Origin of the sequence: Paenibacillus sp. GCM10023252 (genome assembly GCF_042653305.1) — a bacterium.
Classification (GTDB): domain Bacteria; phylum Bacillota; class Bacilli; order Paenibacillales; family Paenibacillaceae; genus Pristimantibacillus.
This window is the reverse complement of sequence record NZ_JBHSHW010000008.1, coordinates 175,923-201,436: the sequence shown is the minus strand read 5'-3', so window position 1 is coordinate 201,436 and position 25,514 is coordinate 175,923. Positions and strand designations below refer to the sequence as shown.

At 52.9% G+C, this 25,514-nt stretch carries 19 protein-coding genes; 17 read left to right on the top strand and 2 right to left on the bottom strand.

Annotated elements, in window-relative coordinates:
- Positions 1–85: 85 nt before the first annotated feature.
- Positions 86–2,353 (bottom strand): helix-turn-helix transcriptional regulator, encoded by a 2,268-nt coding sequence (locus tag ACFO9Q_RS05815; RefSeq protein WP_379179651.1) that lies wholly within the window; start codon positions 2,351–2,353, stop codon positions 86–88.
- 333 nt (positions 2,354–2,686) lie between these two features.
- On the opposite strand from ACFO9Q_RS05815, the gene ACFO9Q_RS05810 reads away from it, so the two are divergent.
- The 17 genes from ACFO9Q_RS05810 (at position 2,687) to ACFO9Q_RS05730 (ending at position 24,611) form a co-directional block, all read left to right on the top strand.
- Positions 2,687–3,670, top strand: coding sequence for an ABC transporter permease (locus ACFO9Q_RS05810; protein WP_379179649.1), 984 nt, complete (start codon positions 2,687–2,689; stop codon positions 3,668–3,670).
- A 31-nt stretch (positions 3,671–3,701) separates the two neighbouring features.
- Positions 3,702–4,571, top strand: a complete 870-nt coding sequence (locus tag ACFO9Q_RS05805) for a carbohydrate ABC transporter permease (protein WP_379179647.1) — start codon at positions 3,702–3,704, stop codon at positions 4,569–4,571.
- 61 nt (positions 4,572–4,632) lie between these two features.
- The gene (locus tag ACFO9Q_RS05800) at positions 4,633–6,204 is read left to right on the top strand and encodes an extracellular solute-binding protein (RefSeq protein WP_379179645.1); all 1,572 of its coding nucleotides are present in this window, start codon (positions 4,633–4,635) and stop codon (positions 6,202–6,204) included.
- A gap of 181 nt (positions 6,205–6,385) precedes the next feature.
- Entirely contained in the window at positions 6,386–10,372 is a 3,987-nt protein-coding gene (locus ACFO9Q_RS05795) for a sugar-binding protein (protein ID WP_379179643.1), read from the top strand.
- 71 nt (positions 10,373–10,443) lie between these two features.
- Complete coding sequence (locus tag ACFO9Q_RS05790; protein WP_379179641.1) at positions 10,444–12,219, top strand: right-handed parallel beta-helix repeat-containing protein; 1,776 nt, start codon at positions 10,444–10,446, stop codon at positions 12,217–12,219.
- A gap of 91 nt (positions 12,220–12,310) precedes the next feature.
- Complete coding sequence (locus ACFO9Q_RS05785; protein ID WP_379179639.1) at positions 12,311–13,048, top strand: GntR family transcriptional regulator; 738 nt, start codon at positions 12,311–12,313, stop codon at positions 13,046–13,048.
- 228 nt (positions 13,049–13,276) lie between these two features.
- A complete protein-coding gene (locus tag ACFO9Q_RS05780) occupies positions 13,277–14,239 on the top strand; it encodes an ROK family protein (RefSeq protein WP_379179637.1) in 963 nt (320 codons plus the stop codon).
- A 7-nt stretch (positions 14,240–14,246) separates the two neighbouring features.
- A complete protein-coding gene (locus ACFO9Q_RS05775) occupies positions 14,247–14,429 on the top strand; it encodes a hypothetical protein (protein ID WP_379179635.1) in 183 nt (60 codons plus the stop codon).
- Positions 14,430–14,767: 338 nt separating this feature from the next.
- Complete coding sequence (locus ACFO9Q_RS05770; protein ID WP_379179632.1) at positions 14,768–15,757, top strand: phosphotriesterase family protein; 990 nt, start codon at positions 14,768–14,770, stop codon at positions 15,755–15,757.
- A complete protein-coding gene (locus tag ACFO9Q_RS05765) occupies positions 15,754–16,533 on the top strand; it encodes an SDR family NAD(P)-dependent oxidoreductase (protein ID WP_379179630.1) in 780 nt (259 codons plus the stop codon). The genes ACFO9Q_RS05770 and ACFO9Q_RS05765 overlap by 4 nt, the downstream gene beginning before the upstream one ends.
- A 25-nt stretch (positions 16,534–16,558) precedes the next feature.
- Positions 16,559–17,353: a sugar isomerase domain-containing protein gene (locus tag ACFO9Q_RS05760; RefSeq protein ID WP_379179628.1), complete on the top strand. Its 795-nt coding sequence runs from the start codon at positions 16,559–16,561 to the stop codon at positions 17,351–17,353.
- Positions 17,354–17,379: 26 nt separating this feature from the next.
- On the top strand, positions 17,380–18,678 hold the full coding sequence (locus ACFO9Q_RS05755) for an FAD-dependent oxidoreductase (protein WP_379179626.1): 1,299 nt from the start codon (positions 17,380–17,382) through the stop codon (positions 18,676–18,678).
- 51 nt (positions 18,679–18,729) lie between these two features.
- Positions 18,730–21,000 (top strand): GH36-type glycosyl hydrolase domain-containing protein, encoded by a 2,271-nt coding sequence (locus ACFO9Q_RS05750; RefSeq protein ID WP_379179624.1) that lies wholly within the window; start codon positions 18,730–18,732, stop codon positions 20,998–21,000.
- A gap of 179 nt (positions 21,001–21,179) precedes the next feature.
- Positions 21,180–22,034 carry a patatin-like phospholipase family protein gene (locus ACFO9Q_RS05745; RefSeq protein ID WP_379179622.1) on the top strand — a complete coding sequence of 285 codons (855 nt, stop codon included), beginning with the start codon at positions 21,180–21,182 and terminating at the stop codon, positions 22,032–22,034.
- A 280-nt stretch (positions 22,035–22,314) separates the two neighbouring features.
- Positions 22,315–23,160 carry an amidohydrolase family protein gene (locus ACFO9Q_RS05740; RefSeq protein WP_379179620.1) on the top strand — a complete coding sequence of 282 codons (846 nt, stop codon included), beginning with the start codon at positions 22,315–22,317 and terminating at the stop codon, positions 23,158–23,160.
- Positions 23,157–23,831, top strand: a complete 675-nt coding sequence (locus tag ACFO9Q_RS05735) for a hypothetical protein (protein ID WP_379179618.1) — start codon at positions 23,157–23,159, stop codon at positions 23,829–23,831. Before ACFO9Q_RS05740 ends, ACFO9Q_RS05735 begins: the two co-directional genes overlap by 4 nt.
- Before the next feature lie 30 nt (positions 23,832–23,861).
- Positions 23,862–24,611 (top strand): IclR family transcriptional regulator, encoded by a 750-nt coding sequence (locus ACFO9Q_RS05730; RefSeq protein WP_379179616.1) that lies wholly within the window; start codon positions 23,862–23,864, stop codon positions 24,609–24,611.
- Between the two features lie 34 nt (positions 24,612–24,645).
- On the opposite strand, the gene ACFO9Q_RS05725 is transcribed toward ACFO9Q_RS05730, so the two are convergent.
- On the bottom strand, positions 24,646–25,416 hold the full coding sequence (locus ACFO9Q_RS05725) for an SDR family NAD(P)-dependent oxidoreductase (RefSeq protein WP_379179613.1): 771 nt from the start codon (positions 25,414–25,416) through the stop codon (positions 24,646–24,648).
- Positions 25,417–25,514: the final 98 nt, after the last annotated feature.

Below are 25,514 nucleotides of genomic sequence, written 5' to 3'. Positions count from 1 at the left end.
CTTATGAGCTGTTGGCATGCAGCCAGCCAATTCCCATACAATAGAGAGAGCCAGCCATCTGAGATGGCTGGCTCTCTCTTCACGTTCACTGATGACTCTCTCTGTACTGAGTAGGTGTCACGCCTTCGGACTTCTTGAATACCCGGTTGAACCAGGAATGCTGGTAGCCGACCTTCTCAGCAATCTCGCTGATCTTCAGGTCCGTCTCTATAAGCAGCTTCTTGGACACGTCTACACGCACCTTCGTGACGTAGTCTACATAGCCAATCCCCTTCACTTGCTTGAACGTCTTGCTGAGAGTAGAGACGCCTACCCCGAGATGATCCGCGCACTCTTCCAGCGACAGGTCGGTCATATACTTCTCCTCAACGAGCCGAACGACCTTCTCCACCGTCTGCTTCAGCTGCGCATGGTGAGTCTGATTCATCTCGCTCACATAAGGAGTGACGATGGTGCTCTGCAGCCACTTCAGCATCTCGTCTGTCTGTCTGAGCTCCATAACCTCCTCGTACAGATTCCGCCCTTCATGGAAGGAGTAGACGTGGAAGCCGGCTTGCAGGAGCGTGTTGTTAATATTGCCGATGAGCTGCGCTAACGCTTGCTGCATGAAGTGCTCCACATCGGCGGTGCTCGCAAGCTCAGCAACGAACTCCTCCGCCTTGGCGAGAGCTTCCTGGGGCTGTCCTAATCGGATGGCGTGAATGAGATCCCTCTCCAGCTCGAAGGGGTATCGGAACGTGTAGTTGCCTTGAACGACTTCGTCATCCATATCTACAACCTGATTCGCCTCTCTCAGGTTGCGGAATCGGAGAGTGTGCCTCGCTTCATCCAGTAATTCTGGAATTCGACTTAGCTCCTCGCTGACCTGCCCCATACAGACGGTGACCCCCAGCTTCAGAATATGATTGAGTGTCGTAATCATCTCTTGGGACAGCATGGTTAGCTCCTTCTTGACGGACGAACGCGGCAGACCGGAGGGCAGACCAATGATAATGCCAACCGACAGGTCCTGGAAGTTGACGACGTAGCATTGCTGGAGGTGGAGACGTGTGAGCTCCTCTACAATGTTCGCGGCTGCGAAGGTCACGAGCTGCTCATCCTCTTCATTGAACTTGCCCCCGGCATTCGTAAGTCCAAGGAGCTGAACGACCAGCACCGTGAATTGCTTGTGCTCGGTCTCCCAGCCATAGAACGCAATCTTGGAGCGAAGCTCCTCCTCCGTTGCGTAATACAGCCGCCCCTGCACCAGCTGCAGCATGAAGCTCTCTCGTAGTGTTGGCAGCTGCTCCTCTACCCGTATCTGCAGATTATGGCTCTCGCGCGTAAGGTTCAGCCATTCCTTCTCAATGAGCTTAAGCTCATCCTCATGCCCCGAACCGCGATCTGACTTATCCTTGAAAATCGCCCCAATCAGCTGCCCAATCGGCTTATATATCTTCCTGGAAGCAAGCCAAGCAAGAAGAATGGCCGTCGCCAGCGCAATGACATTCACTAAGATAATGAGGCGCGACATAAGGACAACTGGACCCGACAGCTTGGAAATATCGGAAGCTGTCATAAAAATCCAGTCTGTCCCCAGCCGGTGAAAAGTCGAGTATGAAACCGAGAACTTGGTGCGATCGAGCGTAGTTAGGAACGTATCCTGCTCCTTGTTCGGCCACCGCTTCAGAACGTTGTCGTGAATCTGGTCCTGCAGCTGCCGCCGATTCTCCGAAACGGATGACTCTCGAATCAGCCAGTCACCGCCGTCATCCATCAGCAGAGAAATGCCATCCTCTGCGAACTCCTGGAAGTAGGCACTCATCTTGGCTGTGTTCAATCGTACGATGATAGCGCCGTACGAGTTAACCCCGTCTCTAGGCAGCTTGTGGACAAGACTATACTTGAAGTCTGTCTTCAATGATTGGTTGTTCGAATTCAGCCCTGGAATAGGCAGAGACTTCGTCCAGAACAATCTGCTGTCTGTCTTCATGATAGACGCATAGGAGGTGAGGAAGTCCTGCTCCCCCTCGGCTATATAGTTCACACCTCGAGAGCTGCTGATCATGGCGCGATTGTTGTCAATGAACAGATACACCTCTTCGATAAGAGGATTCGTCTCCTGCATCACTAACAGCGTCTGCAGCAGCTCGCGCGTGAACGAGTAGTTGTCCGAATAATCCACATTCCGGAGCTTCTCTCCGAAGGTAGGATTGAAGGACCATTGGGACAGCCGCACTTCCATACCCGCCAACTCTTCCTCCATCTGCTTCGTAACGTGTGCAAGTCTGAGCTGGTGAGTCTTGTTCACTTCGGACTCGATCCGATCGACCCCGATTACATATAGGCTGAGTCCGATGAAGGTGGTAGGCAAGCAAGTAATCAGTAAGACAAGAATTAGGCTCTTGCGAAAAAATGACGATTGAATACGGTTTCTATTATTCGGTGAAAGCCTTGCAAAAAAAGTCTTAAACATGTTGACACCTTCCCGAGTTCATCTAAATCAACTATAAACGGCTGTCCCTTATCCTGCAACCGCTCCGGGGGCAAAAGCGGCTTTCCTTCTCTAAGAGTTTTTTGAACAGGTAAATTCAGAACAAGACAAGCCTCATTCTATAAGGGAAAAGGCAGAAAAATAACTATTATTGCAGGAAAGCAGACCCAGCACCTATAGTTAGGGCAATGACACAACGATGATTAATGTCACATGAAGGCGAAGGAGATGAACATGAGTATTGCGAATCCTGCAGCATCTACTGCAAAGTTATCAAAGCCGGCAAGCAGCCGGAACCGAATATGGAACAGACTAAAGAGAGATAAATATCTCTACTTGCTGGGATTGCCCGGCCTGCTATGTATGCTCATCTTCAAGTACGTCCCCATGTGGGGAACGTTGATAGCTTTTCAAGATTATTCTCCTTACCAAGGGTTCTTGAAAAGCGAGTGGGTCGGCCTTGAGAACTTCGAGAGATTCTTCAACAATCCTGACTTCTATATTCTATTAAGGAATACGATTGCAATTAATGTACTGGGCCTCATCTTCTACTTCCCAGTTCCCATTATTCTCTCTCTCATGCTGAATGAGGTGAGGAAGGAAGTGTTCAAGCGGACGATTCAATCCATCGTCTACCTGCCCCACTTCTTGTCATGGGTTATTATTGCCGGGCTTACCTTCACGATGTTCGCTACGGGTGAAGGGCTTGTGAACAACGTACTTGTGGCTATGGGAATGAAGCCAGTTGACTGGCTGACGACACCCGAGTTCTTCTGGGGATTCCTAACGGTGCAGAGCATCTGGAAGGAAGCAGGCTGGGGAACGGTCATCTTCCTCGCAGCGATGGCGAATGTGGATCCTCAGCTATACGAGGCTGCCAAGATTGACGGCGCCAACCGGCTTCAGCAGATGTGGAAGATTACGTTTCCAGCCATTCAGAATGTTATTATCATTCTGCTCATTCTGAGACTGGGCCATATTATGGATGTAGGCTTCGAGCAGGTATTCCTGCTACAGAACTCGGCTGTATCCGATGTTGCTAATGTCTTCGACACCTATATCTACCGCGTCGGGGTGCAGGGAGCACAATTCAGTTATACGACGGCTGTCGGGCTGTTCAAGTCCGTAGTAGGTCTGCTGCTCGTCATTCTGTCGAACAAGCTGGTGAAGAAGGCCGGCGGAGAAGGCTTCTATTAAGAAGTACTATCACAAGCAAGGAGTGTCAGCTATGCGTGAATCACTGGGAGAGAGAATATTCTCAGGTGTGAACATCACCATCCTAACGTTAATTGGACTTATCTCTCTATTCCCGTTCTATTATGTCGTCATCGTATCGTTCGCGGATCCGGACGTATTCCTGAAGCGAAGCTTCATCCTGTTCCCGGAGTCCTGGTCACTTGACGCGTACAAGTATATTCTGTCTACCAACACCTTCATTAAGGCGGTAGGAGTCAGCGGCTATCTGGCTATCGTAGGAACTCTGCTCAGCCTAATGGTATCGGCAGCCTTCGGGTACATGCTGTCGCGGAAGAGATTATTCGGCCGCAAGCTGCTTATGATTGCCCTGCTCATTACTATCTTGTTCAACCCGGGCATCATTCCGAACTATCTGGTTATTAAGGAACTGAACCTAATTAATACGCTCTGGTCCATTATTCTGCCTGGTCTGCTTAGCGGATGGAATGCCCTGCTGCTTAAGACCTTCTTCGACGGAATTCCAGAGAGCTTAGAGGAGTCTGCTTATATTGACGGGGCGAATGATCTTCGGATATTTTTCCAGATTATTCTTCCACTGTCCCTGCCAGCCTTGGCCGCCTTCGGCTTGTTCTTCGCCGTAGGATACTGGAACACGTTCTTCAATGCTATCCTCTATATATCCGATTCCAGTAAGTTCCCGCTGCAGGTGCTTCTGCAAGGGATGCTTGTACAGTCGAATACGAGCATAGGGGAAGCTGGAGGGTTAGGCGAGGAGATCGTGCCGCCAGAGACGATCAAGATGGCTGCTGTCGTCATTGCAACTGTACCAATTTTACTGGTGTATCCATTCCTTCAGAAGCATTTTGCCAAGGGCGTTATGCTAGGCTCTGTCAAGGGATGATCACATAGAAGACAATGTAACATGGGGTTCAATCAAGAGAAGACATTAGGGAGGAAGAAGAATGAAGAAGCAAGCATCACTCTTAGCCCTTACGGCTGCAATTGCGCTGACCAGTGTTCTGGCCGGCTGCTCCAGCAGCAATAAGGAGAACGAGACGAATGGAACAAACGGAACGAATGCTGGGACGAAGGAAGCGGCGCCAACGAAGTTCTCCATTACAACCATTAACTACTCACCGGACACGCCTGTGAACGACAATCCGATTGAGCTGGAGATGGAGAAGCGTACGAACACGAAGATTGATGTCACTTATCTGCCTTCGAACAATTATGGAGAGAAGTTCAACGTTATGCTGGCTTCCAATGAACTGCCAGATGTTCTGTTAACGACTTATATTCATGCGGCAGAAGTAACGAAAGCGATTGATGATGGCGCTTTCTGGGATCTGACTCCATTCTTGAAGGATTATCCGAATATTGAGAAGGCTTATCCGAAGGAGAGCATCGAGAACTCCAAGGTGAATGGCAAGGTCTACGGTCTTCCTCGTCCGCGACCGCTAGTTGGGGGAGCAGCCTTCCCAGCTATTCGTAAGGACTGGTTAGACAAGCTTGGCCTTCCGATGCCGACGACAATGGATGAATTGTACACCGCGCTGAAGGCATTCAAGGAGAAGGATCCAGACGGCAACGGTAAGGCGGACACTTACGGATTCACTGGAAGTGTTGCTGAAGGCTGGATGGATAATCTTGAATTCGTAGAGAGCACCTTCCATGGGTTCAACAACTACTACTTGACCAAGGACGGAGAGCCTACGATTAACCGGGACTTCCTGGAGTCTGAGCGTGACGCGATTCTGTGGCTGCAGCGTGCTTACAAGGAAGGCGTCCTGGCTCCCGACTTCGCCATTATGAAGGGTACTCAAGTTATTGATATGATGAAGCAGGGCAAGGTCGGGATGATCCCAACTTCGATGGATGCTAACAAGATCGGAGATATGGTAGCAGCCCTTAGACAGTCTGCGCCAGAAGCCAATATTGAGCATGTACCGACTCTAATCTCCCCATCGACAGGCAAGCCTTATGCGATTAAGGAAGCCGGATTCTTCGGCAACTACCTCATCTCCAAGAAGGTGCCTGAAGAGAAGGTGAAGGCGATTCTGAAGTTCTTCGACTATGGTGCTACTCCTGAAGGTATGGAGCTGGCGAGCTTCGGGCTTAAGGATGTACACTTCACGGTTGGTGCAGACGGCAAAAAAGCAACAAACGACGAATTCAAAAAAATTGCCGGTGCAGCTCACGGCAACATCTGGACCTTCATCGATCCTTACAGCCGTCTAACGCAAGCAGCGCCTAATTACCCGGCGGAATACTTCGAGCGGGACAAGAAAGTCATTGATGAGCGCTTAAAGCATGGTGTCTTCTACAATAACAACGGAGTGAGCTCTGAGACGGAGCAAAAATTCCAGAGTGAGATCGGAAAGAAATTCCAAGACATTAAGATTCAAGTTATTCTCGGCAAGCAGCCGATTGAAGCTTGGGATAAGCATGTGGCAGCGATGAAGAAAGATGCAACGATGAAGAAGATTCTCGAAGAGAGAGATGCCAGCTACAAGGAACTATTCGGCAGCAAGTAAGCAGCAAGCAGTAACACGTAGACAGCAATTATGGACAGACAGAGTGGTTGGTACAGGTAAGTTTGACTAACCACTCTGTTTTTCATCGTACAAATGTAAGCGCTTGAATAGTGAATTTGATGAAGGAGGTGGAAGGGACTGCTCGGTTAATGATGTAGGATGGTCATTTATTTTAGGGAGGATGCGTATTTTGCGAAAATTAGGATTATGGTTATCAATGGTGTCTCTCGTCTCCACCGCTCTGTTAGCGCCAATCGTGCCTGCGGCCAAGGTACAAGCAGCAGGAGGGAGCCTCTATGAAGCAGAGAGTGCTGTTCTAGTAGATGCTCCGGTACAGTCGGTTACAGGCTCCGTCTACTCCGGAACAGGGTATGTAGACTTGGGAGACCAAGCGAACCAATCAAGCATTACTTGGTCTAATGTGAACGCGCCGCTTGCTGGCAATTATATCGTTAGTGTGAAGTATAAGAATACGGAAGGAGGATCTAAGCCCTTCAGCTTAAGCGTGAACGGGCAGATCTATACGGTCTTCGCAGGAGATCAGACCGCTGCAGATGGAGCATGGCAGACGCTGACGGCGGCAGTCCTGTTGAATCAAGGAAGCAACACTCTTAAGGTTGCTTCGGTGAATGTGGATGGTCCGCTAATTGATGTTGTAGAAGTGAGCCCGTATGCAACGATCTTCGAGGCAGAGAACGGAGCAGGCGCTGCCCATTCAGGAGCGACGATTGGATCGAATACGGGTACAGCTCCCGGCTTCTCCGGAACCGGCTACATTAGCGTTGCCCCAGGAGCAGCAGGGTACTTGCAATATAATAATGTGGTTGTGCCTGCAGCAGGCAAGTATACGTTGAAGGTACGATACAGCATGGGGAACACACCGCGTCCTTATAATCTAATTGTCAACGGTGTGCAGACCGCCAAGTCGAAGTCGCTTGGCACGGGAACTTGGGCCAATTGGACGTTCGAGGAGATGACCGGCATCACCCTTAATGAAGGGCCTAACGTCATTAAGATTGAGCCTACGCTGAGCGCTGCTAATACACCATTAGGCACGCCTGTCATTGACCGGTTAGAGCTGGTCACGGAGGCCCCCTTCCAGGTAGGAGAGCAGACGTTCCGGACGACGACCTTCGAGTCGACGGATGTGAACGCTGTTATCGCTGGCACGGCTACCGATGCCGCTCTGGTATCTCCGCTCATCAGTGGCACAGCATTGAAGCCTGCTGCTGGCAGCACGGTGCGAATCGTGAGCGACACCCAGTCTCGCTGGGCGGAGGTGACCACACCAAAGTACAAGCAGGGGATCATCGGATTCCCGTTCCACTCCAGCTGGCTCGCGCCGGTGCCGCTCAGCACCTATACCGTGGAAGCAACCTTCAAGCCGAAGGACGAGCATGCGAATTATATTTTCAAGCTGGTCAGCGCAGCCGGTATGGAGAGCCCGATCTTCGCCTTCGGGATGGATTACAACAAGATCTACGCCCGTTCGAATAACACGGCAGGCGGGGGCTTAGCTGCCCGTGCAGACTGGAGCGTAGGCTCGGCCTACAAGGTGAAGCTCGTGTTCCACTTGGATACGAAGAGCTATGATATGATCCTGAACGGTACCCCGATCGTGACCAGCGAGCCGCTGCAGGATAATGCATATACAGGCGGTCTGAGAGGCTTCTATATGGAAGTGAAGGATGGCGCTCATCAGCAGACCCAGATGCTCCTTGATGATATTCAGCTGTCCGGTTCCAGCAGGACGGGCACTGCTCCGGTCGTTCAGCCGAACCCCGGCGCCTTGTTCGACGAGCAGCCGTATATCGACGATACCTTCTACAACTACTATGTGAGCCCGACAGGTGTGGATACGAATAACGGCAAGTCGGCTGACGCTCCATTCAAGACGCTGGCCAAGGCTGCAAGCGTCACGAATCCTGGAGATACCGTTAATCTATTGCCGGGCACTTACTCACCGGTGAACGATGCGAATGACTTCCTGCTTATTAACCGCTCCGGGGCGAAGAACGTGAAGACGGGACAAGAGTATTACATTACGTATAAGGCTGCAGATCCGAATAACAAGCCGAAGCTGCTCCTCCCTCCAGGCGTCCGAGGCGTGTGGGATATGGTGGATATCTCGGCCAACTATATTATTCTTGATGGTCTGGAGATCGAAGGCAATAACCTGAATCTTACCTTAGCCGAAGCGGAGGCAGCTTACGAGCATAAGATTGCAGGCGGATCCGATTGGTCGAGATATGCCTTGACGAACACGAACGGGGTGAACATTAACGGCCACCACGTCATCACCCGCAATAATCATGTCCATCACCTATCCGGTGGAGGCATAGGCGGGGGCGGAGACTATATTACAGTCGAGAACAACCATATTCATTCCAACAGCTGGTATACCTTCTACGCGACGAGCGGAATCAGCTTCATGAATGATTGGGACATTGACAACAACACGACCGATTATAAAATCATTGTCCGCAACAATCACGTTTATGACAACGAGACGAAGGTGAAATGGGAAAAAACAAAAGGGTATTCGGACGGAAACGGCATCATCTTCGACGTAGACGACAAATACAAAGGCAAAAAGCTGGTCTACAACAACATCGTCTATAACAATGGCGGCGGCGGCATTCACATCTACAAGAGCAATAACGTTCATGTCATCAACAACACAATCTATCATAACAGTAGGAGCCCTCATCTGAAGTATCCGAATATGGATGCGAACGCGGGCAATGACAACATCTTCCTGAACAACATCTCCATTGCTAGAGACGAAGCGGGCGAATACGCGAATGGCAGCGGCGGCTGGAACAATCTGTTCGCTAACAATATCTATGGCGGCTTAACCCGGTTCCTCGGCAAAAACGAGAAGGTCATGGATCCGAAGTTCGTAGAGGTGACAGACACAACCTACAACTTCCATCTTCAGCCGGATTCACCAGCTATCGATACAGGAACACGCACCTTAGCTCCTGACGTTGATTATGAAGGGAATGCACGGCCTTATGCCGGAGCAGGATCTCATCAGCGAGTAGATATCGGGGCTTACGAGACAGCTTACAACAAAGCTAACTTCCTGGAGGATGACGCAGTCGTTATTGTGGAGCCTACTCCTCCAACCTCTAAGGAAGCAACTGCATTAAAAGGAACACCTGTCATTGATGCAGAGGTTGATGCGAAGTGGGCAGCAGCCGAGAGCTTCCAGCCGAAGTATCTCAGTGACGTCAACAAGTCGGCTCCAGAAGCAACTGTACGTCTCCTATGGGACGAGAACAATATCTATGTGCTGGCGGAAGTGAAGGATTCGGGCTTGAATGCTTCAGGCGGGAATCTATGGGAGCATGACTCCATGGAGTTCTTCGTTGACGAGAACAATGAGAAGACAACCTCATATCAAGCGGATGATCGCCATTACCGCGTGAACTATCAGAACTTGAAGAGCGGCGGTACGAACGTCACACCGAGCCTCTTCACCTCAGCTGCACGAACGGTGGAAGGCGGCTACATTATTGAAGCGCAGCTTCCACTCACGAGCATCACAGCGGCGGAAGGAACGGTTATTGGCTTCGACACAGGGGCTAGCGATGACAGCAACGCAGATGGCATTCGCGACAACTCAACGATGTGGAGCAACCGCAGTATGAACTCCTTCGCCTCCACGCAGTGGTTCGGTAATGTGACGCTGAAGTCGGCCGCGCCTCCGGTCCCAGTGACCGTGACAGGCTTGACACCAGCCTCTGTCACAACGACAGCCGGCCAGGCGCCTGTACTCCCTGCCATCGTCTCAGCTGCATACAGCAATGGGACTACTGCTGAGCTTGCGGTTGTCTGGGATGCAATTGCTCCCAGCAGCTATGCAGGCGCAGGCAGCTTCCAGGTGAACGGTACGGTTGAGGGAACAACGATTAAGGCGGTTGCTAATGTGACGGTCCTAGCACCTCCAGCACCAGCCCTTCCAGAGGACGTTAGCGGACGGGTTAGCGGAGTGAAGGATGGGGTTGTGAACGTCTATGACCTGCTGTTCATCATACGCAACTGCAATAAGACTTCAGCTAGTGAGGATTGGGCAAGTCTGCAGCATGCTGACCTGAACAAGGATGGCATTATTAACATGCTGGATCTGAGGTTGATCGTTAAGAAAATTGCTGGAAAATAGTCGTTCATGGTAAGGCATACGCAGGGACCGGGGTAACCCGGTTCTCTGCACATTCAAGAGGAGGAATAATAATGAAGAAGAAGTCCAGATTAAGCAAGCCTAGAAGGGCAGTTAGTCTGTTCTTGTCTCTAATTGTATCGTGCTCCTTATTCTCCTTCGCGGGTGCGGCCCAGGCTGCTCCAGCAACGTATTATGTTGATATTGATACAGGGGTAGACGGGACTGGTTATGGTGCGACGCCTGAACAGCCTTACAAGACTATTCAATATGCGGCAGATCGAACTAACGCTGGTGATACCGTATATGTCATGAACGGCACTTACTACAAAAAGAGCGATAACCAATCTGTCTTCCAGGTAACCCGCTCGGGGAGTGCAACAGGCGGCGATATTAAGTACTTAGCCTACCCTGGACATCGTCCTAAGCTCAAGGCGATTGACGCTTGGAATCACATAATTGTAAACGCTTCATATATCCATATTGAAGGCTTTGAGATTGAAGGAGATACCGCCAACCTGACTTTGCAGGAGGGAGAAGCCCGGTATAATCATTTTATAGCGAATGAGGCTGGGGGTACGATTGATTGGAACTATATTCGGAAGACCCAGACGAATGGCATTAGCATAAGGCCTGCAAGCGGAACGACTGTGAATCCGCAGCATGTGACGATTAAGAACAACATCGTACATGACACACCAGGAGGAGGAATTGGCGCAGAGGAATCCGATTACATCAACTTCGAGAATAACACCGTATACAATACGTCGTGGTACAACCTCTACGCGACGAGCGGAATGTCGATCCTGCACTCTGTCGATAAGGATACCAATACGACCAGCTACAAGAATGTAGTTCGTAATAACCGAGTGTATAATAACAAGACATTGGTGAAGTGGGCCAAGATTAAGGATTATTCCGACGGGAACGGCATTATTATTGATGACAACCAGAATCATCAGATCTTAGACAAGTATCCTGCTTATAATGGCAAGACCTTGGTAACCAATAACATCAGCTACAGCAATGGCGGGTCAGGAATTCATGCGTACTACAGCCATAATGTAGATATCGTGAACAACACAGCTTATCAGAATAATACACAGCTTAATGAGGGGGAGATCTACGCCAACTCCACAGATAAGGTCAAGATCATCAACAATATTCTAGTGGCCAGTACCGGCAAAAAAGTTAATTCAAACTACAACAACACGAATCTTACGTACAATTACAATGTGTATTCGAACGGCACTCCTGAAGTGAGCGGGGTGAATGACATCTGGGCAGATCCTCTTTTTGAGAATGCGGCAGGCGGAGACTTCCGTCTCAAAATCGGCTCTAGAGCGGTTGACAAGGGTGTCGCAGCAGGAGCTCCGACGAATGACTTCAGCTACAATCCGCGTCCTAGAGGGGCTGGGCCAGACCGCGGAGCACTCGAGAACCAGAATCTAATCGGCAATCCTAGCTTCGAATGGAGAAATCTCGGAAGCTGGACGGCCGAGCAGAATAGCACAGGCATAACGGTTGAAGGAACAGGACCATACTCCGGCACGCACAAGGCTGCCTTCAGCACAACTGCAGTGACTAAGCTCTCTCAGACGGTGAACGCACCTGTAACGAAAACCTACACGGTAACCGCTCATATTGTGACCAACATCGCAAGCAATGTGAAGCTTGGAGCGGATGTTGCCGGAGTGAATAAAGGGCAGCAGAGCGTAGCAGCCAGTGGAGGGTATCAGAAAGTGACCTTCACCGTGAGCGCATCGGCTGGGCAAGCGATTAAAGTATGGATTAGCGCACCGGTGGCGGCTGGCGGCTGGGTTGGCATGGATGATGTCTCTGTCCAGTAGCTGAGGCGGCTTAAGCTTCATCTGGCGAAGGGTATCGGACTATGTTAATATTGTACGTACAAACGTAATTAGACGGGAGGCGTACAATAGCATGGTTCACCTGGATCGGGACTTGCCTATACCGCTGTATTATCAGATCTATCAGCGGCTGGAGACTGAGCTGAGCGACGGATCGCGGAAGCCTGGAGACTATTACTCCACAGAGGTGGAGCTGCAGGAGCGGTTCCAAGTGAGCCGGGCCACCATTCGCAATGCACTGACCATGCTTGAGAATGATGGTCTCATCTCACGGATAACGGGCAGAGGGATCTTCCTTGCTCCAGTGAAGGTGAAGGTCGATCTGCCGAATCTGTTAAGCTTCACCGAAGAGATGAAGCGGCGCGGAATGACTCCGGGCTCCAAGCTGCTGGATGTGGAGGTCATCTCTCCGCCCAAGCATGCAGCAGCGGGCTTGCTGCTGGGGGATAACGAGAAGACGCTGCTAGTTAACCGGATCCGTACAGGCGACGGACTGCCCATTGTCTACTCTCAGGCTTATCTGCCTATGTCCTTAGGAATGGAGAAGGAGCTGGATTACTCTGGGTCGCTCTATGAGCTCATTCAGCTTCATACCGGAAGGTCTGTAAGCGAAGCACTGCATGTCATTGAAGGCGCCGTGCTGGATGGTACAGCCGCCGAGCTCTTGTCTGTCGAGCCTGGATTCCCCGGGCTCAGGTTCCGGCGGACCGCCTATGATTCGGCTGGAGCTCCGCTGGTGTATGAAGACGGGACCATCCGCGCAGATAAGTACTCGTATGAGATTCGACTGAGCCGGGATCAGATAACTTGAGGCTTAGTTCCTGTCTCTGGACGGGAATGCCGATCAAGCTCTAAGAAGACTGTGTCTTTCCTTTGCTGTTTACAGCAGGGGAGAACGCAGTCTTTTTTATTCCTTAGTTTGTACGAACAATCGGCATAATAACGTAGACAGATCGTATTGTATATACTATAATAACATTATTAATACGATTGTACGTACAAACATAATATAAACAAACAAGAGAGGCTGGGTGGAACTATGCCCCTTAGTCTGGGCATTGACATAGGCGGTACGACGATGAAGGTCGTGCTACTCAGCGACAGCGGGGAGATTCATGGTGAACGGCATGTCTCGACCAAGGCAGAGGAGGGACCGGAGTCAGTGACCGCTAGGCTGGCTGAGTTGATCGCGGCATGTAAGCGGGAATCAGCAGAGGGCTTGGGTGCCGTTGGCGTCACCGTCCCCGGTGTGCTCGACCAAGCTAGGGAGCAGGTGCTGCTGCTCCCTAACTTCCCAGTTGCTTGGCATAAGGTCTCGCTTCGAAGTGAGCTGCACCGACTGACGGGGGTTAAGGTAGAGCTGCTCAATGATGCGAGAGCGGCAGCCTTCGCTGAGCTATACGCAGGTGCTGGGCAGGGGTATTCGGACTTCATCTGCCTGGTGCTGGGAACCGGTGTAGGAGGCGGCATCGTAATAGACCGGGAGCTCATGCTTGGAAGCCGCGGGGTAGGCGGTGAGCTAGGTCATCAAGTCATTCGTCCTGGAGGGCTTCGCTGCGGCTGCGGCAATCGAGGCTGTCTGGAGACGATTGCGAGCGGATCAGCTATTGCTTCCGCTGCGATTCGCATGATTCGCCAAGGGCTGCCTACGACGATGCGCGATATAGTCCGCGGAGATGTTGGACTAGTAACATCGGAGACGGTCGATGCTGCGGCAGGAATAGGGGACCCCTATGCGCTGGAGATTCTGGCTGATGCAGCAGATGCGCTCGTTCAAGCGATTCGCAACGCCACTGCGATGTTGAACCCTGAAGCCGTCATCCTTGGCGGAGGTGTGTCGGCCTCCGAGCGGCTCCTGGAGATGGTGAGGAGCAGGCTCACGCGGGAGACAATCCTGTTCCCGGCCGAGCTGGGCGGAGTTCATGTCGTGCGAGCGAAGTTCGAGCACTATGCAGGGGCCGTCGGTGCAGCAGCTTGGGCGCTAACCAGGATGGAGGAATGAGAGCGGTATGAGCCACCAGAGCGGTATGAGCCATATGAGCCACCAGAGCTACCAGAGCGGGCTGAGCGGGCTGAGCCACACGAGCTGGCTGAGCGGTATGAGCCACCAGCGCTACCAGAGCGGGCTGAGCGGTATGATCCGCCAGAGCTACCAGAGCGGGCAGAGCGGTATGAGCCGCTTAACTGCCTAAGCAGTTAATTTGCCGCTGCTGCAACGATTCGGCTGAGCTTGCTAACGGAACTCACAGACCTTATTTTGCGAAATTAGGCGAAATGCGAGGTCTTAAACGGAACTGAGAAACCTTATTCGCCTATTTCGAAGGTTCTTTTCATCACAAATCACTGAATAAGGGCTCCTAGTTCCGTAAGCTGCGAAATCGAGGCTGAAAAGACCAAATAGAGGCTGTGAGTTCCGTTAGGTACCTACAGCATCCTAGAACTACTAGCGTGCCCAAAGTTGTGCTCACGAAGGCATCAGCACGTAGTTGTGTGTACTAATACGAAGCATTCTGTACGAGGAGGGGTTGACATGGAAGGACGTAAGGTAAGAACCGTGCTTGGAGATGTGCCGGCGGATCAACTGGGCATCGTGTACGCTCATGAGCATCTCATCATTCAAGGCGGGCTAGGCGTCATGAAAAACAAGGACCTGCAGCTGAACCGAATGGACTATGCCGTGTCCGAGGTTCAGGATTGCATGCGGCACGGGGCCAAGACATTCGTTGACTATATGCCGCTAGACAGCGGCCGGAATGCTGCAGCGCTGGTGGACATTGCTCAGCAGACTGGAGCGCATATCGTTGCAGTGACCGGGTTCCACAAGCCGATGTACTACGATGATCTGCACTGGATCTATCATTACTCCACAGATCAGATTGCGGAGCTGCTCATTGCCGAGTGTGAGATCGGGATGGACCGGCACAGCTACAACGGACCGCTCGTAGACCGTCTGCCGGCGCGTGCAGGAGTGCTGAAGGGAGCTTCGGATTACAACGTCATCGCACCTGTATCGAGGAAGCTGCTCGAGGCAGCCGCCATCGCTCATCTGGCTACTGGGGTGCCGATTGCTACACATACCGAGCATGGTACATGCGGCCTGGACCAGATTGAGCTGCTAGCCGGATTCGGAGTTGACCCGAGGAATGTCATCATCTGTCATATGGATCGCAATCCTGACCTCTATCTGCACAAGGAGTTAGCGGCTACCGGCTGCTTCCTCGAGTATGACAATGCTTCCCGCATCAAGTATCACCCGGATTCGCACGGTGTCGAGATTATTCGCGGCATGATTGAAGCGGGATACGAGCGGCAGCTGCTCCTCGGCACCGACTTCGCTCTACGCTCCTACTGGAAGGCCTATGGCGGCGGCCCAGGCATGGCCCACCTGCTGGCTTCGTTCGTCCCTCGCTTGAGAGCAGAGGGGGTATCCGATGAGTACGTTGATCGGATGCTGCGCCATAATCCAGCAGAAGCTTACTCACTGCGATCACTTACAGCCGTCAGGGAGGAGCGAGCATGAGATTGGGCGAGCAGAATGTCCTTGTAGTAGGGGGCACCGGAGGTATCGGGCTGGAGACGGTGAAGCGCTTCATAGCAGAAGGAGCGAGCCAAGTAGCCGTTGTCGGCTTAGAGTCATGGGAGCAGCTCTCTGATGTGCAGTTATCTATCCTATCCTCCCCTAACGTGATCTATTATCAGGCTAATGCCGCGAATACCGAGGAGATGGACCACACGGCATCCCAGCTGGGCAAGTCGATCGACAGGCTGGACGTACTCGTCCATGTAGCAGGAATCAGTGCCAGACGGTATGGCGACGGTCCCCTTGACGAGTGTACGGAAGAGGGCTGGGATCAGGCGATGAGCGTCAATGTGAAGAGCGTCTACAACAGCAACCGTCTTGCCTTGCAGCTCATGAAGCAGCAGAGCGGCGGCGGAGCGATCGTGAACATCTCCTCAGTTCTTGGCATGGTCGGGGCGAGGGACCACTTCACGACCCATGCGTATGCGGCGAGCCGAGGAGCAGTTATCTCCTTAACGAAGTCGGCCGCTGTCTATTATGCCAAGCATAACATCCGGATGAATGTCGTCTGCCCTGGACTGCTGGATACCCCGATGTCCCAGCGTGCCATTAACGACCCTGTTATACAGGAGGCCTTAACGGAGCTGCAGCCTCTGGCGCCGCATGTCGGCTATCCGACAGATGTCACCGAGGCCATTCTGTTCCTCGCCAGCAAGGAAGCCAGATTCATTACCGGCATTGCGCTGCCCGTAGACGGCGGCTGGACGGCCCAATAACTTAATCTAGAGGAGTGTCAATACGATGACGACGACGAATGAACAGCAAGCTTATGCAGCACTTGATGTGAACTACCTCGATGGCGTGAAGAAGGTCATTGAGCGTGTGGAGAGCACGCAGATGGCAGCTATTGAGCAAGCCGCAGAGATCTGCTTCAACAGCATTAACCAAGACGGATTGGTGCATCTGTTCGGCAGCGGACATTCGCGGATGGCGGTCGAGGAGATGTATCCACGCTACGGCAGCTTCCCCGGCTTCCACCCGATGGTCGAGCTCTCTCTAACCAATCACCATGCGGTGGTAGGCAGCAACGGACAACGTCAGGCCATGTTCCTTGAAAATGTCGAGGGCTTCGGCCGCGTCATCGCGGACGAAGTCCACTATGGCCCGCATGACAGCATGATGCTGTTCTCCCACAGTGGAGCGGGAAGCGTCGTAATCGATATCGCTCTCTCCATGAAGGAGCGCAACATTCCGGTTATCGCCGTCACATCGGTCGGACACAGCGAGCTGAGCCGCTCCAAGCACAGCTCCGGCTACCGGCTGTTCGAGCTGGCGGATATCGTCATCGACAACGGAGCCGTGCCGGGCGACGCCATGGTGAAGATTGATGGTCTGCACACCCCGGTAGGTCCGGGATCGACCATTGGCAACACGATTATTGTCAACCTGATCAAGTGCAAGGTGGCCCAGCAGCTGACGTCTGCAGGCAAGCCGCCGAAGGTGCTGACTAGCTCTATTTTTGTCGGAGACGAGGAATCTAAGCGGTTGTTCAATGCTTCGTATGAGGAGTACTGGCGGACGACGAGATCCATCTAATCCCAAGGGCAGAGGAGAGTAAGCCAATGACGGAGCAACAACAACACCATCAACAACAACACCGCAAGACAGTTGATGTACTCGTGCTGGGCGGTGGAGCAGCAGGCGTATGTGCGGCGATTAGTGCAGCCCGCAGCGGGCTATCCGTATTGCTCGTTGAATCCCAAGGCTGCTTGGGTGGCTCGAGGACAGCGACAGGAGTCGATACGTTCTACGGCTTCTATACACCGAAGGAGCAGCAGCGCATCGTCGGCGGCATTCCGTGGGAGATTGCTAGTCAACTGACGGAGGCGAATGCAGCCTTCGAGCGGAAGAATACGTATGGGGCGGGCACCGGCATCACTTATGATGTGGAGAGGTTGAAGATGGTGTACGAACAAGCGGTGCTCGAATCAGGCGCTGAGCTCTTGTTCCACACCTATGCAAGCGAGGTGCATGTGACGGAGGGAACTATAACGGGTGTGCTGCTCGCGAACAAGCGAGGGCTGACCGAGGTGTCCGCCAAGGTGTATGTGGATACGACAGGCGATGGTGATATTGCCGCGAGATCTGGCGCGCTCTTCGAGCAGAGTGAGACGAAGGACCTGCAGTCGTTGTCTACGATCTTCTTCATGGGGGGAGTAGATACAGCTGCGGCCAAGAGAGTAAGCCATGCGGATATGGCTGCCATGATGAAGGAAGCCAATGCGAGCGGCAAGTATGTGCTCCCGAGGGAAGAAGGGTCTTGGCATATTACCCCGAACCCTGGTGTCATCCAAGCGAACATGGTGCGGGTCAGCGGAGTCGATGCGACCGATCCCTATGCGCTGACGCTCGCTGAGGTGGAGGGCCGTAAGCAGACTCAGCAATATGTCGCCTTCCTGAAGGAATGCGTGGCAGGCTTCGAGCATGCCTTCTTAATGAGTACGAGTCATTATATTGGCGTTCGGGAGACGCGGCGAATCATCGGTGAGTACATGCTTACCGAAGAAGATGTCGTTGCAGGCCGCCGCTTCGAGGATGGCATTGCCTGCTGCGGCGCGCCGGTGGAGGATCATGGTGCCGGCAAGGATACTCGCTGGGTGTATGTGAAGGATGACGGCTATTATCACATCCCCTATCGCTCGTTGGTCCCGCAGGGAGTCGGCAATCTGCTGGTAGCGGGAAGATGCCTGTCCGCTACTCATGGGGCGCAAGCTTCCGCACGTAATTCCGCTCAGTGTATGGCGATGGGGCAAGCTGCTGGTACTGCTGCTGCGCTTAGTATTGAAGGGCGGACGATGGTCAGGTCCGTTGATGCTGAGCTGCTGCGAGATCGTCTTGTGTCACAGGGTGCGATCCTCTAGACTAGACGAATTAGAGTAGAGGAACAACTAAGGAGTCGGAGGTGCTGAAGCTTGAGCAGCAGATATGGGTATTGGGATTGGGACCGTGATAGGCTGCCGGTATATGCCTATACCGGAGGGTATCCCTGCGCGGCTAACAATAAGATAGGCGAGGATGCAAGGCTGCCTGAGGATCCCTGCTTCATACTTGGGAACTACCGGGCTACACTGTTCGTGCATGCCAGCGGCATGTTCCAATTCGTGACCGGTGAGCGCGGATGGGCCAGACTGAACTACGGCGGTAAGAACAAGGGATGGAATCAATCGACGGTGAGGCTGGCAGCAGGCAGGCAGCCTCTGGATGAGGAAGCTGCGGCTTATCCGCTCGTAGGGGAGCTGACCTTGGGACAGCGGGTGACGAGGCAGCGCTTCGGTGCCGGCTATGCCAGTTATACCTATGAATTGCCGGAAGGACTCCTCGTGCATAAGGTGATAGCAATGCAGCCATCGGAGGAGCTTCATGCGGGTAATCCTTCTTTTATAATAGAAGTAACGTTATCTAATCCTAGTGACAACCCGTTATCCGTGACGTATACGGAAGAGCTTCTTGCCAAGTACATGATGATGAACGATCAATCGACTGCAGCAGCAGACCGGATGGTAGACTATCGCAATGAGCTCGCCGCTTATCCAGAGCAGCAGCTCGTGAAGGCTAATATCGGCTGCACCCCTCTGAAGCTGATGGTCTTCCCAGAGAGCACCGCAGCCAGCTATACGCATGACATCGCACCTCCATCGCTCTATATGAAGGGCTTGTCAGCGGATGTGGGAGCTGCAGCATGTCAGGTCGCCTTCCGCACGGAAGAGATCGGAGACATCTTGTCTGCCTCGTATGATAGGGTGCTGGAGGCCGGGGCACAGACCACCATTCGTACTGTAATCGGACTAACCTTCCTTGAAGCGGCGGACTCTGTGGAAGAGCAGACGAGAGCACATGATTCGGAGCGGGGAGCTCATGGAGCGGAAGATAGTGGTCTCTATTCGAAGCAGTGGCGCCGCGTACTGCCTAACCTTGAGGACGAAGAGGATGAGATTCTGCGCAGAGAGATGCTGTGGAATGCCTATACGCTTGAAGCGATGGCGACGTACAGCCAGTACTTCCATGAGACGTATGTTCCCCAAGGCTCCGTCTACGCGTATCACCTTGGCGAGAACGCTTCTAACCGAGACCATCTACAGCATAGCCTGCCGCTCATCTATACGAATCCGAAGCTTGCCAAGTCCTCCATTCGCTATGCGATGAAGCACAGCTCGCAAGATGGGGAGATTAAGCGACAGAATATCGGCTTCGGCTACAGCAATCCCAGTGTCTATATGGAGAGTGATCCGCAGCTCTACATGTATATGGCAGTGTCGGAGTACCTGCGTGTCACTGAGGATTACGACTTCCTTAGTGAGACTATTCACTATTATCCTGCGGAAGCTGGTCAGACGGAGAAGGTGCTGACGCTCCTCGTTAAGCACTTCATCTACCTGAGAGATACAGTGGGCAGAGGGAAGCATGGACTTGTGAGGATGCTGAACTCCGATTGGAGTGATAGCTTCTTCCACCCGTACAGCCCGAATATCTACACATTATTCGCGGAGTCTCATATGAATACCGCGATGGCTCTTGCCGTCATTCCATCTCTAATGAAGCAACTGGTACAAGGCCGTGAGCTGCTAGGGAATGACAAGGTGCTGCTGGATGAGCTAGTGAACAGTCTATCTCAGTATTACGAGGAGGTACACTCGGCTTACATGGCCGATCTGGAGGGCCGTACCTTCTCCCCGCGCTGCTACTTAGGGGAGCATGATGAGCCTCACCTGAAGTTCGGTATGGAGACCATGTGCATTGAGGCGCAGCCCTATCTCTTACAGATAGAGAGCTTCCCGGTAGAGAGGAAGCTGCAGCTGTATGAAGAGATTAAGTCAAGGGTGCTGGGTATGGAGAAGCATGGCGCACGAACGAGAGAGGTTCCTCTCTGGAGCAGTGGAGAAGGAGAGGATGGCGGCATCTGGTTCGCTCATCAAGGTCCGCTCATCGCCGGCATTGCCAGCTTCGATCAGGAAGAAGCTCGCAAGCTGCTGAAGAAGCTGACCTTCCACCGATTCGCGGAGAACTATCCGGATTATTGGCTTGGCGCCTGGACAGCCACCGATTACTTGAACTCGACCCTATCCAATCGGGAAGGGCTGTACTCTGGCTGGCTGGAGGAGCCATTCCAGCCGTATTGCGCTCATGTTCATGCCTGGATGCTGTACAGCTACTATCGCTTATATCGAGATCTCAATGTAGACTAGCATATATGTCTGTTCCAATGGCACCAGTCCACATGGGGCCAGTACACGAGCTGCTCGTTCCTACATGCGTCACGTTCACATGCTGCCCATTCCCACATGCTGCCTGTTCAAGTTGACCTTCCCCAGCTTCATTGGATACAATCTAAGAAGTTGTATGATGCAAGCGAGGAGGAGAGAACTTGAACGGAGCAGGATTGGTATTGGAAGGCGGAGGCATGCGCGGGGTGTATACAGCAGGTGTGCTGGACAGCTTCGCAGAGCAGAATCTGTACTTCCCTTATATTATAGGAGTGTCAGCCGGTGCATGTATGGCCGCCAGCTATCTGTCTAGACAGATTGGCCGCAACCGGGAAGTGAACGTAGGCATGATTAGCGATCCTCGCTATCTCTCCTGGCGCAATTATTGGAGGAACCGGGAGCTGTTCGGGATGGACTTCGTGTTCGACGAGATTCCGAATGTGCTGATTCCTTACGATTACGAGGCATTCATGGCCAGCCTGGAGCAGTTCGTCATCGGCACGACGGATTGTGAGACGGGTGAACCGGTCTATTATGATCGCAGCTTGGATAGTGAGTATGACCTATTGACGCTGCTGAGGGCGTCCAGCTCGCTGCCGTTCATTGCGCCGATTGTCGAGTATGGCGGCAAGAAGCTGCTGGACGGCGGCATCGTGGATCCCATTCCCATTCGCAAGGCGGAGCAGGATGGCTACCGGCGGAATGTGGTCATTCTGACAAGGAATGCGGACTACCGGAAGTCGCCGAACCGGTTCGCCTGGATGGCTCGAAGAGCTTATGGCAAGTATCCGAAGCTAATCGAGGCCATGCAGCGCAGGCATGACGTGTATAATGCAACCCTTGAGCACATTCAGCGCCAGGAGGAGCGGGGAGAGGTGTTCGTTATCCGCCCGCAGCAGCAGTTAACCGTAGGACGGATGGAGCGCAACCCGGCTAAGCTGGACGCCTTGTACAACCAGGGCTGCGAGGATGGACAGCAGGTGCTGTCCGAGCTGCGCGCCTGGCTGGAGCGTTAAGGAATGGAAGGAACGTGACTCGCACAATCATCATATAACCTCGATAACCCCGGCAGCTCTGGCTGCACCTGCTGTTCTGACTACCTAGTCAGGCAGCAGGCTGGTCGGGGTTATTTTTTTTTTTTTTTGTGCAACGAGCTGCAGTGCGGAGCCCGCGACATAGCGGTTGACCCTCCTCCATGACCGATGATAGAATTGTTCTATATGATAAATTAAGTTTATTATATTGAACCAAGACTTCACATTCCATCTATCGTCACTCGAGAGGAGAATTCCCAACATGCCAGAGTACATTGATAGTCATGTCCATCTGTGGAAGATTGAGCGGGGAGATTATGAATGGCTGACCCCCGAGTCCGGTATTCTATACCGGGATTACGAGTATGAGGAGCTGGAGCCGCTGCTGGACGAGCATCGCGTCCGTGGCGTTGTTGCTGTGCAGGCTGCCCCTTCCTTGCAGGAGACCGAATACCTGCTTAGTCTGGCGGAGCAGTATCCGCGGATACTAGGAGTAGTGGGCTGGACCGACCTCGCAGCGGACTACTCCGAATCAGCCATCGTCTGGCTGGCGGAGCAGCAGCTCCTGTCCGGCATTCGCTTGGACGCACGGTTCGCCGCCTCCTACACGGGCGGGGCGAAGCAGGTGCTGCTGAATCGTCTGGCATATCTGATCAGCAGGGGAATGGTGCTGGATTGGCTCATCTCTCCAGGCGTTAGGGAAGTTCTGCTCGATGTAATGAAGGAGCTCCCGGAGATGACGGCAGTCGTGAATCATCTGGCAGCCCCTCCGTTCACAGCAGAGGGGTATGCGGTCTGGCTGAGTCAGATGGAGCAGCTGTCACACTATCCGAATACATTCGTTAAGCTGTCGGGTATGATTACCCAAGGCGACGGTCAGCAGCAGGACCGGCATATTCCTTATGCCGACGCAGCAATCGAGCTGTTCGGTTCACAGCGTCTCCTGTTCGGGAGTGACTGGCCAGTTGCGCTGAATGGCGGGAGCTACGGCGATACCATTCGCTATATGGAGCAGCTGCTGCCCAATCATTGGGATGATGAGGCAAGAGCAGCCGTTCGCAAGGGTAACGCGATTCGAATCTATAAGCTGGAGAGACAGGCTGAATGATACGCAGCTTATACCTCTCTTACCTGAATGAAGCCGTTAGCGAAGCGGAAGCACTGGTACTGAAGCAGCTTGTGGAGCAGCAGCTTCGTCGTCTAGTGGGAACCAATCAAGGCATTAATGAGGCAACGGTATTCCATGAAGAGAGATATCTATGCACGTATCTGGAACATGACGACGGAGTAGCGGTCGGCTCCTTCGACTGGTCAGGAGAGCTGCTCAGCAGGCTTGCTGCTTGGCCGACTCTGACTGGCTGCCGATATGCGGTGGAGCTGACTGATGTTTATCATGATGGGGTACCTCATGATCGGACATCTTGGAAGGAAGGGCGTAGAATTGACGACAGAGTAGGCGCAATCGCAAGGCTTAGGCCAGATTGGGCAGCAAGCTACATCTTCTATCATTATCAGCAGCAGGAAGAGAAGCCCGAGAGCTTCAACAAGAGTTATCTCATCGGCTACTATGATAATCTGTTGTTCTCCTATGCAGAGCTGCCTGCAGTAGTCAGCCCTATCAAGCCGGAGGGGAAGCTCCGTACGAGTCATTCGCCTGAGGCAGGCTGGCATGAGTTGATGGAGCCGCACTTCCACCCGTGGGAGGATGGGGAGCTGTGGAAGAGGGTGAAGCATCTATGTACGGTCACGCGGGAGGGCTGGCATCGGGATGTGGTATAATACCGCTAGTTGATTATAGGAGACTAGAATATGGATCGTAAATATTGGGTGCCTGCGCTGGAGAGAGCCAATCTGGTCGTGCAGGCGATTGCAGCTGAGCCGTCCAAGCTGAGGCTGATTGATCTTACGGCTGCTACAGGCATTAACAAGAGCACGATGTTCTCTCTGTTGCATACGATGGAGACTCTGGGGTGGGTGAATCGGGAGAAGGGAGATACCTACTCGCTAGGAGCCGCCTTCGCCTATCTGGGCAACGCCTACTTCTCTGGCATTAACCTGGTCGAGCTGTTCATGCAGAAGTCAGGAGCAGCGGTCGAACGACTGGGAGAGACGGTACAGATGGCTAAGCTGGACGGCAGTCATATCATCTATCTGGCTAAGAAGGAAGCTCCTTCGCAGGTACGGCTTCTATCCGAGCCGGGGATGCGGCTGCCGGCCTACTCGACCGCGATGGGGAAGATGCTGCTGTCTCATCTGGAAGATGCTGAGGTTATTCTCTTGCATAAGGAGGTCAGCTTCAAGTCTTACACGGACCGTACGGTTGCCTCTGCTGAGGAGCTGCTCGCCCAGCTTGCGGTCATTCGGAAGCAAGGCTTCTCCACCGATGAAGAGGAGTTCGCGCCGGGCTTCTCCTGCATCGCTGCCCCCATCCTGAATCGCAGCGGTGCAGCGGTTGCTGCGGTTAGCTTCACCCTTCCGTCCCAGCAGTGGGAGACGAAGCGAGAGACGGCAGCCCGTGAGATTCAGAGGCTGGCTGGCGAGATTGGAGCTGCTCTGTAAGCATTCAGAGTTGGAATAGCGATTAGCGTCAGACTCATCTTGCTGTCCATCCTCCATCGAGCAGCAGCAGCGAGCCTGTCATCAAGTCTGACGCAGAGGACACCAAGTACTTAATAGTTCCGGCAATATCGGCAATCGTACCCACTCTGCCGAGGGGCAGCTGTGCCATGACCTCGTTCAGGTATTCTGGCTGATCGAGACGCTCGGCTGTACCTGGCGTATAGACGAAGGTGGGCCCGATGGCGTTAACGGTAATGCCTGAGGAAGCCCATTCCAACGCGAGTACTTTCGTCATCTGATTAACCCCGCCCTTGGAAGCGCAGTAGATCGTCTCCCCGGGAATGCCAACGATGCTGGCTTGGGAGCTCATATTAATAATTTTACCGCCGCCCTGCTCCAGCATCATTCGCCCTGCCTCTTGGCAGCAGAAGAACATTCCCTTCAGATTAAGGTCCATCAGCTCGTCCCAGTCCTCCTCCGTTACCTCCAGAGCCTGAACCGGCTTGCCCATCCCCGCATTGTTCACCAGTACATCCAATCGGCCGAAGCTGCTTCGAATATGAGAGAAGGCATCTCGAATGCTGGCTCTAGAGCGAAGGTCCACATGCACAGGTTCGGCTTGTCCCCCTGCTGCTCGAATGGCAGCGCACAGGATCGTTAAGTCTTCCAGGCTGCGAGCCATCGCTATGATAGTTGCTCCTGAGGCAGCAAGCTCCTCTGCAATTCCTTGTCCGATTCCTCGACTTGCCCCTGTAATGGCAATAATCTTGCCTTGCAGTCCTTGCTCCGCGAATGTCCTCATCATGACCGCCCCCTTGTACCCTTCCACTCTTGTACTCTGTAAGCTAACCATAGTACAGTCAAGACCGTCTCCGACAGAGAATTCCGTCAAGCTGACAGGGG